Here is a 14,104-nt window from a genome sequence, read left to right on the forward strand (position 1 = left end):
TTCAAATAAATTATAATCCTTACTTTTGAGCTCAGAATTATCCTGAAGCTTCGGGATCAAAAAAAGCCTTTTATTTATGGAAATCCAATCCAATTTTTCTTTAAAAAACTACAATACTTTTGGTATTGAAGCCAAAGCCAAACAATTTGTTGCAGTACATTCGGTTGCTGAATTGAAAACAATTTTAGAAGCCCACAAAAACGAGAAAAAATTTATTTTAGGCGGAGGAAGCAATATGCTTTTAACTAAAGATGTTGACGCCCTGGTAATTCATATCGATTTAAAAGGTAAAGAAATCATTAAAGAAGATGACGATTATGTCTGGGTTGAAAGTCAGGCTGGTGAAACCTGGCACGATTTCGTATTGTGGACAATTGACAATAATTTTGGTGGATTAGAAAACATGTCACTGATTCCTGGAAATGTTGGCACAACGCCAGTTCAAAATATTGGTGCTTACGGAACTGAAATAAAAGACACTTTTGTTTCATGCGAAGCAATCAATATTGAATCACAGGAAATCAAGACCTTCAACAATACCGAATGTAATTTTGGATACCGTGAAAGCATCTTTAAAAACGAAGTTAAAGATCAATATATCATTACATCTGTAATTTACAAATTGACCAAACGCAATCATAAAATCAATACTTCATACGGAGATATTACCGCTGAATTGGCTAAAAATAACGTGGCTTCTCCAACTTTAAAAGACGTAAGTAACGCTGTAATCGCCATTAGACAAAGCAAATTACCAGATCCGAAAGAATTGGGTAATAGCGGAAGCTTCTTTAAAAATCCGATTTTACTAAAATCTGATTTCGAAAAGATCCATCAGAAATTTCCAGAAATGAAATATTACGAAGTTTCTGAAACTGAAGTTAAAGTACCGGCGGGTTGGTTAATTGAACAGGCCGGTTTTAAAGGAAAACGTTTTGGAGATGCAGGAGTTCATAAAAATCAGGCTTTGGTTTTAGTAAATTACGGAAATGCAACGGGTCAGGAAATATTAGCAGTTTCAAGAGATGTGCAAAAGACTGTTTTTGAAACTTTCGGAATTCATATTGAAGCTGAAGTTAATGTGATTTAAACATTTTACTTCCACCAGGACGAAGTAATTATAGACAATTCATTATAAAGAACATCAACTTTTCTTTTTTCTAAATGACAGAAAATATTTCCATAACAATTGCAAATCCAACTGATGAAAAAGTCCTGCCAATTATCGAAGAATTGTCAGCAAATCTTTATCTTCGTTTTGGAAGTGATGGAAGAAATTCTTTTACCGATTGGGAAAACAATAATTCAAAGTATGTTTTTGCTATTGCCGAAATTGACAATGAAATTGTAGGATGTGGAGCGATCAGACCAATTTCTGAAACTATTGGAGAGGTAAAACGAATGTATTCTAAATATCCAGGTAAGAAAATTGGACAAACCATTTTAGCCTTTTTAGAAAACAAAGCTAAAACCACTGGCTATTCGGATTTGATTTTAGAAACACGAGTGAAAAATCAGGAAGCTACGCATTTTTACATTAAACAAGATTATAAAGTAATTCCGAATTATGGAAAATATAGGGATCGACCGGAAGCCATTTGTTTTGGAAAATCTTTAAAATAAAAACATAAAATGTATACACCTGAAATATACAAAGACGAAGATCCTGAATCAATCAGAACTTTTTTGAAAGAAAACAGTTTTGGAATCCTCATTAATCAGACTAACGGAAAATTATGTGCTACTCATATTCCGATAGAACTTGAAGTAAATGCTGATGGAAAAGAGATACTGCAAGGACATATTTCGAAACTAAATCCACAAGCACAAGGTTTTACTGAAAACGATCAGGTTTTAGCCATTTTTACAGGCCCACATAGTTATATTTCTTCTTCCTGGTATGATCATGAAAATGTACCAACATGGAATTATATAGCCGTACATGTTTATGGAAGAATCAAAATTGTCGATGAAACAGCTACAATAGAACAACTAAAAAAACTAGTTGACAAGTACGAAGCTAATTCAGAGAATCCTGTTCGTGTCGAGAATTTATCAGCAAAAACAATGCGTGAAGCGAGAGGTATATTTGGCTTTGAAATAGAAATCGATGAGATCCAGGCCACCAAAAAACTTTCTCAAAATCGTGATGATCATAATTATAAAAATATAATATCGGAATTAGAAAAAACCGAAAACCCTCAGGCTATTGCTGTTGCAAAAGAAATGTCGAAATGCAGAAAGTAAATTGGATTTAACCATTGAAAATTACGAATTCATAAGTACATTTGCACGCGCAAGATTCAGAAATTAAAAGACATTAAAATCAGATGCTTATAACTTTATTTTACTTCTTTATTGCTATTGTTTTTATTCAAATTTTCTACTACTTAGGAATTTTTGGAAAGTTTGCTTTCAGTAAACCACAAGAAATTACACAAAAAAAACTTCCTGTTTCTGTAATTGTCTGTGCTAAAAATGAAGAAGAAAATGTAAAAAAGTTCATTCCGTTATTAGCAGAACAAGATTACCCTGATTTTGAAATTGTATTAATTGACGATGCATCAAGCGACGAAACCTTAGAAGTTTTTGAAGAATTTGAAAGCCTATATCCAAATATTCGTCTGGTAAAAGTGCAAAATAATGAAGCTTTCTGGGGAAATAAAAAATACGCCTTAACTTTAGGAATCAAAGCTTCTAAAAAAGAATACCTTTTATTTACTGATGCTGATTGTTATCCAACTTCAAAAGAATGGATAACATCAATGACCTCACAATTTACCATGAATAAAACTATTGTTTTAGGATATGGCGGTTATGAAAAAATTGAGCGTTCTTTATTAAACAAAATTATCCGTTTTGAAACTGTTTTAACAGCTGTACAATATTTTTCATGGGCTAAAATTGGAGCTCCATATATGGGAGTTGGACGAAATTTAGCTTACAAAAAAGAAGAGTTTTTTAATGTTAACGGTTTTATAGACCATATTCAGGTTCGCTCTGGCGACGATGATTTATTTATTAATCAGGCTGCTAATAAAAGCAACACTACCATTTCGTACAATCCGGAAAGTTTTACTTATTCGAAACCAAAAGAATCATATAAAGAATGGTTCACGCAAAAAAGAAGACATGTTTCTACTGCAGAATACTACAAGTTTTTTGACAAAATGCAGCTTGGACTTTTTTATACCACACAATTATTATTCTTTTTATTAGTTATTCTTTTGCTGGCTTTCCAGTTTCAATGGATCGCTGTATTGGCAATATTAGCCACTCGCTACACAGTTGCGTGGACTGTAATGGGATTTTCTGCCGGAAAATTAAAAGAAAATGATCTTAAAATATGGTTTCCAATTGTAGAGATAGTGCTTATATTCACACAAATTAATATCTTTATAACTAATCTCTTTTCAAAACCTGTACATTGGAAATAAATTCTAAAATAGAAAAAGCAAAAAAAGGCGATCAGGTTGCCTTTACTTTTTTATTAGATTTTTATTGGAATGAAGTGTACGGCTTTATGCTAAAACGTACTGAAAACGAAACCATTGCTGAAGATATTACAATCGAAACTTTCTCAAAAGCTTTCGACAAAATTGCTACTTACAACTCAGAGTTTCAATTTAACACCTGGTTAATTGCAATCGCAAAAAATGTCTATATTGATTTATTACGCAAAAAGAAAACCAATCTTTTTATCGAAATTACCGACTCTGAAGATCAACAGGCATACAACATCGCCGATCCTACTCCATCTGCTGAAGATGCATTAATTAAAGAGCAAAACTTATCCCGTTTGCTTTTATGCATCAAAGAATTAAAACCCCACTATCAGGAAGTTATTCAGTTACGTTATTTTCAGGAAATGACCTATCAGGAAATTGCCCTTAAAATTGATGAGCCTTTAAGCAATGTAAAAGTAAAACTGCTTCGCGCTAAAAAATTATTAGCTGAAATCATTGAACGTAATAGATAATTTATTATCTTTAGGTAAAGAATAAAGTATTATCTTATTTTTTCTTAAAACAATCAATTATTCACATACTAAAACAACAACACCTACATTGTTGCTAAAACCAAAAACCTTTCGCTTATGATTTAATGTTACTTAACCTTAAAATCCATTAATCATGTCTAAATCAAACATCTACGAAACCACTTGGACCGACCTTGTTTTCGAAAACAAAAACAAAGAGTACGGCGCGTATCAATTACGCCAGGAGAATTCAAAAACCACAGTAACAGCGCTATTTATGGGACTGCTATTTTTAGCAGGTATTGGAAGCGTATCGATGTTGATTAATAAACTTAAAGGACAACCTGATCCGATAGAAACCGCACCCACCTTTACCGATCCAATGACGCCGGTTACAATTGATCCTTATGTTAAACCAGTGACACCTGAACCAATTGCACCTCCACAACAAAGTGCACCAGCTGCTCCAGCAACCGATCTGTCTCAATTATCAAATCCGGTTATTGTGACTCCTGATCAGGCTGTAGACAACATTGCAACTAATGATGAAAACACGGCAGTTGTTGACAATACTTCAGCGGGAACTGGTACTGTAGTTAATACTCTGCCATCAACTGGTAGTAGTGGTAGTGGTACAGAAATTGCGCCACCAACTAATGACCCTGTAAATTCTGCTGTATTAGACAAAATGCCAGAATTCCCTGGAGGAATGGCGAAGTTTTATACTTATGTTGGAAACAACTTTCAGAGACCGGAATTAGATGTTGAAAGAACATTAAAAGTATATATTTCTTTCGTAATTGAAAGAGACGGTTCAATTACTGATATAAAGGTACTAAATGACCCTGGTTATGGCTTAGGAAAAGAAGCTATTAGAGTTTTGAAATCTATAAAAGCAAAATGGACTCCTGGAATACTAAACGGTAAAGCGGTGAGAACAGCATATAACCTTCCGATAACAATAAAAACGGAAGTAGAATAAAAAAAAAGAAAAGCAGAATTTAGGTTCTGCTTTTTTTATGTTCTCTTTTTACCATTATAAAGATTAAAATTTCGCTTTACCTCAAAATAAATCTCACATTTTTTTAATTTTAATTACTTTTACCATTCATAAAAGAAAAGCATTTTATTAAAATTAAAAACTAAAAAATGGGAATATTTTCAGCACTTCTTGGAAACGCAGGTTCTGTAAGCCAGGAAGATTTACTAAAAAACTACGGACAGCTTTTAACTGATAATGAATCTATTGAAATGGGTTTTAAATTAATCCGTGACACTTTTATCTTTACTAATAAAAGATTAATCTTAGTTGATGTACAAGGTATCACAGGAAGCAAAACAGAATACAAATCGATCGCCTACAAAAGCATTACCCGCTTTAGTGTAGAAACTGCAGGGACTTTTGATTTGGAAGCCGAATTAAAAATCTGGGTATCAAGTGAAGTACAACCAAGTATTGTAAAACAATTTACTAAATCTGTAAATGTTTATGATGTTCAAAAAGTATTAGCACATCACGTTTTAGGTTAATCATAAAATAAAAAAACCGACAAATTCAAATTCTGTCGGTTTTTATTTATCTAAAAGAATGACTATTTCTTTTTAGTCGTTGTTTTCTTAGTTGTAGTAGCTTTTTTAGCGGGAACCGGAACTGTATTTACAATTTTTTGCTGTACATAAGGCTTATATAAACCATCTTTTTCTGCTCTTTTTTTAGCATCTTCAGCTCTTTGTTTTGAATCCGGGTGTGAGCTCATCATCTGATCAATAAAAGAAGCCTGACTTCCTTCGCTCATTTTAGCTAAAATCCTAAAAGCAGATTCTTCCGCATTTACATTGTAACCATTCTTTTTCATGAAATTATACGCAAACAAATCAGCTTCCGCTTCTTGTTTACGACTAAATTTACTATCAATAATAGCACTTCCTATTTTCCCCAACTGACTATCTGTAACTGTAGCCACTGTTGTAGATTGTGAAGCAGCAGCATCCATTAAAGCTTCTTTTTTGTAAGCCGCTTTTATGGCATCTTGCGAATCATGATTTGCAACGTGACCAATTTCGTGACCAATCACGGCAAGCAATTCATTATCATCCATAATATCCATTAATCCTGAATATACACGAACACTACCATCGGCAGTTGCAAATGCGTTTACTTCTTTTAATTTATATACTTTGTAATTTAACGTATAACCTTCGCCAGCAGTGTATTTTCCAAATACTCTATTCAATCTTAAAGTGTATCCGTCTGTTGCTGCTGCTATTTCATGTTCTGTATCCAATTTATCTACTGCTGCTTTAGACAATGCAGCAGCATCAGCATTACTAAATGTAAAACCTGTAACCCCTTTTTGGACAGCACCAATCGCTTTGTCTCCAAAATTAATTTGCGCACTGATCTTAGTAAAACCAAAAGCGGCAAATAAAACTCCCAATACAATAAATTTCTTTTTCATATTTCTTATTATTTCAATTTAACAACAAATGTAGTACAACAACATTCCTTTTTACACTTCTTTTAAGTCCATTTTTTAACAAATAAAGATATAAATTTTAAATGAGTAAAAGTCAAAGGACTAGCATATTTAGCCTTTCCCTTCTAATAAACAACCAAAAACAATACCTTTTGGACGAATGTTATCTTCAAAAAACAATATTTTAACAATTTTATAAAATAATCATCAAAACCGTTTCGCAAAATTGTAACAATACAATTTCAAATTAAACTACAAACAAATCCTCAAATAAACTACAATGCTTATCTTTGTACTTTGAATTTTGATATATGGAAACAGTCATTGAAAATATACCAACTGGAAAACCTAAATGGTTAAAGGTTAAACTTCCAATTGGACAAAAATATACTGAACTTCGTGGTTTAGTTGATAAATACAGCTTAAATACTATTTGCACCTCAGGAAGTTGCCCAAATATGGGAGAATGCTGGGGCGAGGGAACAGCTACTTTTATGATTTTAGGAAATGTTTGTACACGTTCATGTGGATTCTGCGGTGTAAAAACCGGTAGACCAGAAACGGTAGATTGGGATGAACCTGAAAAAGTAGCACGTTCTATAAAAATAATGAACATCAAACATGCTGTAATAACAAGTGTTGACAGGGATGACCTGAAAGATGGCGGGTCAATTATCTGGATTGAAACTGTGAAAGCAATTCGCAGAATGAACCCAAATACTACGCTTGAAACTTTAATACCTGATTTTCAAGGGATCGAAAGAAACATTGACCGCATTGTAGAAGCAAATCCTGAAGTAGTTTCGCACAATGTCGAAACCGTTCGTCGCTTAACACGTGAAGTTCGTATTCAGGCAAAATACGATCGTAGTCTGGAAGTTTTACGTTACTTAAAAGAAAAAGGAATCAACAGAACTAAATCGGGTATTATGCTCGGACTTGGTGAAACTGAAGAAGAAGTTTTTCAAACCATGACCGATTTGCGTAATGCAAATGTTGATGTTGTAACTATTGGTCAATACCTGCAACCAAGTAAAAAACACTTACCTGTAAAAGAATTCATAACCCCGGATCAATTTGCTAAATATGAAAAATTTGGTCTTGAATTAGGTTTCCGCCACGTAGAAAGCGGGCCTTTGGTTCGTTCTTCGTACAAAGCACAAAAACATATTTTATAAAATAGTTTAATCTTTTACTTGTTTAATCATAAAACCTGTTAAACAAATAAACGATTTACCGAATAAACAATGCATTTGAAAACTAGAATTGCTATTAATGGTTTTGGAAGAATTGGGAGAAATTTGTTTCGCCTTCTTATAAACCACCCAGAAATTGAAGTAGTTGCAATTAATGATATTGCTGATAATAAAACCATGTCGCATTTGATAAAATACGACAGTATTCACGGAGTTTTACCTTTTAAAGTAAGTCACGATGAAGAAGGTATTATTGTTGACGGAAAGCATTTTGTCTTTTTTCATGAAAAAAGTATTTCAAATTTAGACTGGAAAAGCCATTCTATCGATTTTGTAATAGAATCAACGGGAAAATATAAAACGCACGAAGAGTTAAATGCACATATTGAAGCCGGAGCAAAAAGAGTAATTCTTTCGGCCCCATCAGAAGTTGATACAATAAAAACAGTAGTTTTAGGAGTAAATGATAGTATTTTAGACGGAAGTGAATTGATTGTTTCGAATGCAAGCTGTACGACAAACAACGCTGCACCAATGATAAAAATCATTGAAGAATTATGCGGAATCGAGCAAGCATACATTACAACGATACATTCTTACACCACTGACCAAAGTCTTCATGACCAGCCACATAAGGATTTACGCAGGGCGAGAGGTGCTAGTCAGTCAATTGTTCCAACAACTACAGGCGCAGCTAAGGCATTAACAAAAATTTTTCCTAAATTGCATCAAAAAATCGGCGGTTGCGGTATTCGCGTACCAGTTCCTGACGGTTCATTAACAGATATTACATTTAATGTAAAACGCGCTGTTACTATTGAAGAAATTAATAAAGCATTTGAAGAAGCCTCAAAAACAAATTTAAAAGGAATATTAGATTATACAGAAGATCCAATTGTTTCTGTCGATGTAATTGGCAATTCGCATTCGTGTTTGTTTGACGCACAACTTACTTCCGTTATTGACAAAATGGTAAAAGTTGTGGGTTGGTACGATAACGAAATTGGTTATTCATCAAGATTAATAGATTTGATTTTACTGATAAGAAAAACATAGAATTCATTGTAAAAGCATAGCCATACATGAAATACCACCTACTTATTCTTGTTTGTTTTTTTAATTCATTTTTGTATTCTCAAACTCAAAAAAAGAATACAGATAGCATTTCCTATTATAATAAGTTAGCAAACTCAAATCTTAATAAGAAAAAGTACAATCAGGCTGTTTTTTATACCAAAAAATCAATCGATTTCTGTCAAACAAGCGGTCAGGGTGAAAGTTTAGCCAATCAAACTTTTAAGCTGGGTAAAATTTTCTACAATCAACAAAATTATGACGAAGCCTTAATAAACTTTCATAAGAGCGTTTCTTTATTCGACAAAGTCAAACCAACCTGTACCAAGATTTTAGCCTTACATTATATTGGCGCCAGTAATACTGCAAAAGGGAATTATGATGTTGCCAATGTTTACTATCAAAAAGCAGATAGTCTACTGAAACATTTAAAACTTATTGACTATGGCGAAATTTTGGATTACCAAAAAGCAATGGCCTTAAAAGCCAGTAAAAATCTGCCCCTTGCAGCAAAAACTTTCCATCAAATAGTAAAAAAACCGGACAATCCGAAGATCGTCAAAACCAAAACAGATTCTTATTATCAGCTAGGCCTGATTGAAACGCAGCTCAAGAGAAGCGATTCGGCATTGGTATATTTCCAGAATGCTTTAGATTATAGTATCAAAACCAATAATCTGGTTCAAAAATCAAAGATCATTTTAGCCATAAGCCAATATTATAAAAAAAACAGAAACTTTGATCTTGCTTACTCTTATCTTGACGAACATTATCAGCTTGAGAATTACATCCTTAAGTTAAAAAATGCTAAACTAGACCTGAATGAGTTCGAAAAGTTCAAAAAAACACAATCAATAAACAATACGCTTAAACGTGAAAGCGAGGAAAAGATACAATTGAAAACCTATCGCTATTCGAAATTGGTTAGTATCCTGGCAATTGCTTTGATTTCAATTTTATCGCTCTTAAGTCTTGCCTTATATAAAAACAATATTATTCGAAATCAGAATAATTTACTTTTAAGAGAAAAAAATAAAGAACTTATTTTGGCTAAAAATAAAGCCGAAAAAGCTTCAAAAGCCAGATCTGAATTTTTATCCACAGTAAGTCACGAGCTGCGGACGCCGTTGAACGCAATCAACGGAATAACTCATTTACTACTTGAAGACAACCCGAAAAAAAATCAGCTCAAATATCTGGAATCCCTAAAATTTTCAGGAAACTACCTTACTACCTTCATCAACGAAATTCTTGAAATCAATAAAATTGACTCTACAAAAGTGGAGATCGAAAACATAAGCTTTAATTTAAAAGAACTTTTATTTAATATTCAAAGCTCCCTGAAAGAACTGGCAACCGCCAATAAAAATTACTTTAACCTCGAAATCGACGAAACTATTCCGGATAATTTAATTGGAGATCCAACCAAATTATCTCAAATCATTTTGAACTTAATCAACAATGCCCTTAAGTTCACTCAAAATGGAAACGTCAATGTAATTGCAAAATTATACGCCATTGAAGACGAAACGGCAACCGTTTATTTTGAAATTGTTGATACAGGAATTGGTATTCCAGAAGATAAATTGCAAACGGTATTTGAAAGCTTTTCACAAGGTTCTATAGAAGTAAATCGAAAATATGGCGGAACCGGTTTAGGTCTTACCATCGTAAAAAAGTTAATCGAACTTTTAGGAGGCGAAATAAAACTAAAAAGTGAAGTTGGAAAAGGATCTACATTTACATTTAAATTAGATTTCAGCATTAACAAAGAACCTTTAGAAGTTGTTGAAGAAGCCAAACCATATAGCGACAAGCAATTAAAACACAAATCAATTTTATTGATTGAGGATAACAAAATCAATCAAATGATTACCAGAAAAATGCTGGAAAACAAAGCTATACTCTGCGAAATTCTGGATAATGGAGAAGAAGCGGTTGAGCTTTTAAAAGTGAAACGTTTTGATATGGTTTTAATGGATGTACATTTACCTGGCATTAACGGAACAACTGCAACAAAACTTATCAGGGAGTTTGACAAAAACACCCCAATTATTGCGTTAACCGCTATATCTCTTGATGAAAACAGGGAGATGCTTTTATCTTTTGGAATGAACGATGTGATTACAAAACCATTTGTACCAGACGAATTCTATAGTATAATTGCGAAGTTTTTTGATTAACAAAGCTTCTAAGATACTAAGTTGCTAAGATTCTGAGTTCTTTTTAACATACTCCAAAACAGTCGCATCAAAATTTTGATGCTGGTTGATAAAAGTACTCTTTATAGGAAGATAATACAATTGTGAAACCAACTTAGAATCTTTTAGGCGAACATAATCTTTCTCTGTAGTTATGATTTTTTTACCGTTTGCTTTGTTATGAATCTCATTCAAATCAGAATCCGAAAAATGGTGATGATCGGGATAAGTAAGACATTCATCATTTTCATTTTTTAAATAATCAAAAAATGGCTTTGGTTTTGCTATTCCGGCAAGAAGTACCTTTCCTTCTGTTTTAATTTCGTTTACAACAATTTTCTCTTCTTTATTATAAATTGCGTCATCATAATCGATGAAAGTAAAATAGATTTGCTGTGAACAATTTAAGTTCAATTTCAATCTAATTTCTTCTTGCTTTTGATCCGATAAATCTTTTGGACTTTTAGTTACGACAATAATATTAGCGCGATTCGCTCCGCTTCTGCTTTCGCGCAAATTTCCGGTTGGCAACATAAAATCATCTGCGTATAAATCTCCGTAAGAAGTTAGCAGAATGTAAAATCCGGCTTTTACTTTTCGGTGCTGATAAGCATCATCAAGTAAAACTATCTGAGGTTTTTCCGTTTGAGAAAGTAATTGCGTTATTCCGTTTGTACGGTTTGCATCAACTGCCACCTGAATTTTTGGAAATTTTTGATAAAACTGAAAAGGTTCATCACCAAGAATTTCAGCATTTGAAGTTCCATCAGCCAGAACAAAACCTTCAGATTTACGCTTATAGCCACGACTTAAAGTGGCCACTTTATATTTATTAGACAATAATCGAATCAGATATTCTATTTGAGGTGTTTTCCCGGTTCCGCCCACACTTAAATTTCCAACGGCGATTACCGGTATTTCAAATGAAGTTGATTTCAGAATTCCTCTATCGAAAAGAAAATTTCTAATTGAAGTAATGAATCCGTATAAAATGGCAAACGGAAAAAGTATTTTTCGAAGTACATTCATTTTACGAAAGTATAATTTTTTTCGTTAATTTGTTTCAAGTTTCAGGCGCATCGTAAAACATAAAACCTGAAACTTGAAACCTGAAACAAAAAGAAGATGAAAATTAAGGATATAATTGCAGTTCTGGAAGAAATGGCTCCTTTGGCTTACGCCGAAGATTTTGACAATGTTGGACTTTTAATTGGTGATTCAGAAATGGAAAGCTCAGGAGTTTTAGTTTGTCATGATGCTTTAGAGAATGTAATTAATGAAGCCATAACCAAAAAATGCAATTTGGTAGTTTGTTTTCACCCTATTTTGTTTTCCGGAATCAAAAAAATTACCGGAAAAAATTATGTCGAACGTGCCATTTTAAAGGCGATCAAAAATGATATTGCTATTTATGCCGTTCATACTGCTCTTGACAATCATTCGGCAGGAGTTAATAAAATATTCTGCGACATATTGGGATTGGATAACACCAAAATCTTAATTCCGAAGCAAAGTTTCATACAAAAATTAGTTACTTATACTGTGCCTGAAAATGCACAAAAAGTACGTCAGGCAATGTTTGATGCCGGTGCCGGAACTATTGGAAATTATGATAATTGCAGTTTTAACTCAAACGGAATTGGAACGTACAAAGGCAATTCTAAAAGCAAGCCGGTTGTTGGCAAGCGTCATAAATTAACCGAAACTGAAGAAATAAAAATTGAAGTTACTTTTGAAAAACATTTACAGTCACGAATCTTAAAAGCTCTTTTTGACAATCACCTTTATGAAGAAGTAGCCTATGAAATATACGAGCTTCAAAATTCGCATCAAAATATTGGTCTTGGCATGATTGGTGAACTTGAAACTCCAATGAATGAAAAAGACTTTTTGCTTTTCGTAAAAGATAAAATGATTGCCAATGGAATTCGTCATTCGGTCTTTAGAGGAAAAAAAATAAAGAAAGTTGCCGTTTTGGGAGGTTCTGGAAGTTTTGCTATCAAAAATGCAATTCAGGCTGGTGCCGATGCTTTTTTGACTGCTGATTTAAAATACCATCAGTTTTATGAAGCCGAAAACAAGTTACTTTTAGCAGATATTGGTCATTTTGAGAGCGAACGCTATACAAAAAACTATATTGTTGATTATCTTCGAAAAAAAATCCTTAATTTTGCCATCATTTTATCAGAAGAAAATACAAATCCAGTTAAGTACTTATAGAATATGGCGAATACGAAAGAATTAAGTGTTGAGGACAAGTTAAGAGCAATATACGATTTACAGCTTATTGACTCTAGAATTGACGAAATCAGAAACGTAAGAGGAGAACTTCCTTTAGAAGTTGAAGATTTAGAAGATGAAGTTGCAGGTTTGAGCACTCGTTCAGAGAAACTGAAAAGTGAACTTGAAGTGATTGAAGATCTTATCAAAGCAAAGAAAAATGCTATTGATGAGCACAAAGAGGTTATCAAAAAATACACAAAACAACAAGAATCAGTTCGTAATAACAGAGAATTTAATTCTTTGACTAAAGAGGTTGAATTTCAGGAATTAGAAATTCAATTGGCTGAAAAGCAAATCAAAGAAATGAAAGCTTCTATCGAACATAAAAAAGAAGTTATTTCTAACTTAAAAGAAAAACTTGACGCAAAAAGTTCTCATTTAAAACATAAAAAGTCTGAACTTGATGCAATTATGGCTGAAACTCAAAAAGAAGAAATCTTCTTATCTGAGAAATCTGCTGAGTTTTCAGGTCAAATTGAAGAAAGATTATTGGCTGCTTACAACAGAATCAGAAGCAGTGTTCGTAATGGTTTAGCTGTAGTATCTATCGAAAGAGGAGCTTCTGCAGGATCCTTCTTTACAATTCCACCTCAAACGCAGGTAGAAATTGCTTCAAGAAAGAAAATCATCACTGATGAGCACTCTGGAAGAATTTTAGTTGACAGCGCATTAGCTGAAGAAGAAAAAGAAAAAATGGAACAATTGTTCTCTAAATTCTAAATATAAAATCCCGATCTAATCGGGATTTTTTTTTGCTAAAATTTTTCGCCACGAATTCCACTAATTTCACTAATTTTTAATTACTAAGAGTAAAAAATTCGTGCTAAATTTGTGGAATTCGTGGCGAATATTTTTTACCAACTTTTGAATAACATATTTTTTATCATAAATCTA

14 protein-coding genes are annotated in these 14,104 nt (G+C 33.0%); 12 read left to right on the forward strand and 2 right to left on the reverse strand.

Going from position 1 to position 14,104, the window contains the following annotated elements:
* Nucleotides 1-76: 76 nt before the first annotated feature.
* The 7 genes from murB (at nucleotide 77) to BUA98_RS17345 (ending at nucleotide 5,509) form a co-directional block, all read left to right on the forward strand.
* Nucleotides 77-1,090 (forward strand): UDP-N-acetylmuramate dehydrogenase, encoded by a 1,014-nt coding sequence (murB, locus tag BUA98_RS17315; protein WP_072974598.1) that lies wholly within the window; start codon nucleotides 77-79, stop codon nucleotides 1,088-1,090.
* A 74-nt stretch (nucleotides 1,091-1,164) separates the two neighbouring features.
* Nucleotides 1,165-1,623: a GNAT family N-acetyltransferase gene (locus tag BUA98_RS17320; RefSeq protein WP_072974600.1), complete on the forward strand. Its 459-nt coding sequence runs from the start codon at nucleotides 1,165-1,167 to the stop codon at nucleotides 1,621-1,623.
* 9 nt (nucleotides 1,624-1,632) lie between these two features.
* A complete protein-coding gene (locus BUA98_RS17325) occupies nucleotides 1,633-2,247 on the forward strand; it encodes an FMN-binding negative transcriptional regulator (RefSeq protein WP_072974602.1) in 615 nt (204 codons plus the stop codon).
* An 83-nt stretch (nucleotides 2,248-2,330) separates the two neighbouring features.
* Complete coding sequence (locus BUA98_RS17330; RefSeq protein WP_072974604.1) at nucleotides 2,331-3,437, forward strand: glycosyltransferase; 1,107 nt, start codon at nucleotides 2,331-2,333, stop codon at nucleotides 3,435-3,437.
* Nucleotides 3,428-3,979 carry an RNA polymerase sigma factor gene (locus BUA98_RS17335; RefSeq protein ID WP_072974606.1) on the forward strand — a complete coding sequence of 184 codons (552 nt, stop codon included), beginning with the start codon at nucleotides 3,428-3,430 and terminating at the stop codon, nucleotides 3,977-3,979. Before BUA98_RS17330 ends, BUA98_RS17335 begins: the two co-directional genes overlap by 10 nt.
* A 154-nt stretch (nucleotides 3,980-4,133) precedes the next feature.
* Nucleotides 4,134-4,961: an energy transducer TonB gene (locus BUA98_RS17340; RefSeq protein ID WP_072974607.1), complete on the forward strand. Its 828-nt coding sequence runs from the start codon at nucleotides 4,134-4,136 to the stop codon at nucleotides 4,959-4,961.
* A gap of 167 nt (nucleotides 4,962-5,128) precedes the next feature.
* Nucleotides 5,129-5,509, forward strand: a complete 381-nt coding sequence (locus BUA98_RS17345) for a PH domain-containing protein (RefSeq protein ID WP_072974609.1) — start codon at nucleotides 5,129-5,131, stop codon at nucleotides 5,507-5,509.
* 62 nt (nucleotides 5,510-5,571) lie between these two features.
* On the opposite strand, the gene BUA98_RS17350 is transcribed toward BUA98_RS17345, so the two are convergent.
* Nucleotides 5,572-6,438: a M48 family metalloprotease gene (locus BUA98_RS17350; RefSeq protein WP_072974611.1), complete on the reverse strand. Its 867-nt coding sequence runs from the start codon at nucleotides 6,436-6,438 to the stop codon at nucleotides 5,572-5,574.
* A gap of 329 nt (nucleotides 6,439-6,767) precedes the next feature.
* Here BUA98_RS17350 and lipA point away from each other — a divergent pair, with 329 nt between their 5' ends.
* The 3 genes from lipA to BUA98_RS17365 all read left to right on the forward strand — a co-directional run bounded on the left by lipA (nucleotide 6,768) and on the right by BUA98_RS17365 (nucleotide 10,909).
* Nucleotides 6,768-7,634: a lipoyl synthase gene (gene lipA, locus BUA98_RS17355; RefSeq protein ID WP_047774095.1), complete on the forward strand. Its 867-nt coding sequence runs from the start codon at nucleotides 6,768-6,770 to the stop codon at nucleotides 7,632-7,634.
* Nucleotides 7,635-7,709: 75 nt separating this feature from the next.
* Nucleotides 7,710-8,708 carry a type I glyceraldehyde-3-phosphate dehydrogenase gene (gap, locus tag BUA98_RS17360; RefSeq protein ID WP_072974993.1) on the forward strand — a complete coding sequence of 333 codons (999 nt, stop codon included), beginning with the start codon at nucleotides 7,710-7,712 and terminating at the stop codon, nucleotides 8,706-8,708.
* A gap of 26 nt (nucleotides 8,709-8,734) precedes the next feature.
* Nucleotides 8,735-10,909, forward strand: a complete 2,175-nt coding sequence (locus BUA98_RS17365; RefSeq protein WP_072974612.1) for a tetratricopeptide repeat-containing hybrid sensor histidine kinase/response regulator — start codon at nucleotides 8,735-8,737, stop codon at nucleotides 10,907-10,909.
* 24 nt (nucleotides 10,910-10,933) lie between these two features.
* Here the strand turns inward: BUA98_RS17365 and lpxK are convergent, their stop codons facing one another.
* Nucleotides 10,934-11,956, reverse strand: coding sequence for a tetraacyldisaccharide 4'-kinase (gene lpxK, locus BUA98_RS17370; protein WP_072974614.1), 1,023 nt, complete (start codon nucleotides 11,954-11,956; stop codon nucleotides 10,934-10,936).
* 96 nt (nucleotides 11,957-12,052) lie between these two features.
* Between lpxK and BUA98_RS17375 the strand changes: the two genes are divergently transcribed.
* On the forward strand, nucleotides 12,053-13,147 hold the full coding sequence (locus tag BUA98_RS17375; protein ID WP_072974615.1) for a Nif3-like dinuclear metal center hexameric protein: 1,095 nt from the start codon (nucleotides 12,053-12,055) through the stop codon (nucleotides 13,145-13,147).
* A 3-nt stretch (nucleotides 13,148-13,150) separates the two neighbouring features.
* Nucleotides 13,151-13,930: a zinc ribbon domain-containing protein gene (locus BUA98_RS17380; protein WP_072974617.1), complete on the forward strand. Its 780-nt coding sequence runs from the start codon at nucleotides 13,151-13,153 to the stop codon at nucleotides 13,928-13,930.
* The last annotated feature ends 174 nt before the right edge of the window (nucleotides 13,931-14,104 follow it).

The organism is Flavobacterium saccharophilum (assembly GCF_900142735.1).
Taxonomy (GTDB): domain Bacteria; phylum Bacteroidota; class Bacteroidia; order Flavobacteriales; family Flavobacteriaceae; genus Flavobacterium; species Flavobacterium saccharophilum.

Bases quoted from the DNA above. Each gene is read 5' to 3' on its own strand.
- BUA98_RS17345 (WP_072974609.1), top strand. From the start codon at position 5,129: ATGGGAATATTTTCAGCACTTCTTGGAAACGCAGGTTCTGTAAGCCAG.
- BUA98_RS17330 (WP_072974604.1), top strand. From the start codon at position 2,331: ATGCTTATAACTTTATTTTACTTCTTTATTGCTATTGTTTTTATTCAA.
- murB (WP_072974598.1), top strand. From the start codon at position 77: ATGGAAATCCAATCCAATTTTTCTTTAAAAAACTACAATACTTTTGGT.
- BUA98_RS17380 (WP_072974617.1), top strand. From the start codon at position 13,151: ATGGCGAATACGAAAGAATTAAGTGTTGAGGACAAGTTAAGAGCAATA.
- BUA98_RS17365 (WP_072974612.1), top strand. From the start codon at position 8,735: ATGAAATACCACCTACTTATTCTTGTTTGTTTTTTTAATTCATTTTTG.
- lipA (WP_047774095.1), top strand. From the start codon at position 6,768: ATGGAAACAGTCATTGAAAATATACCAACTGGAAAACCTAAATGGTTA.
- BUA98_RS17340 (WP_072974607.1), top strand. From the start codon at position 4,134: ATGTCTAAATCAAACATCTACGAAACCACTTGGACCGACCTTGTTTTC.
- BUA98_RS17375 (WP_072974615.1), top strand. From the start codon at position 12,053: ATGAAAATTAAGGATATAATTGCAGTTCTGGAAGAAATGGCTCCTTTG.
- BUA98_RS17325 (WP_072974602.1), top strand. From the start codon at position 1,633: ATGTATACACCTGAAATATACAAAGACGAAGATCCTGAATCAATCAGA.
- BUA98_RS17320 (WP_072974600.1), top strand. From the start codon at position 1,165: ATGACAGAAAATATTTCCATAACAATTGCAAATCCAACTGATGAAAAA.
- lpxK (WP_072974614.1), bottom strand. From the start codon at position 11,956: ATGAATGTACTTCGAAAAATACTTTTTCCGTTTGCCATTTTATACGGA.
- BUA98_RS17350 (WP_072974611.1), bottom strand. From the start codon at position 6,438: ATGAAAAAGAAATTTATTGTATTGGGAGTTTTATTTGCCGCTTTTGGT.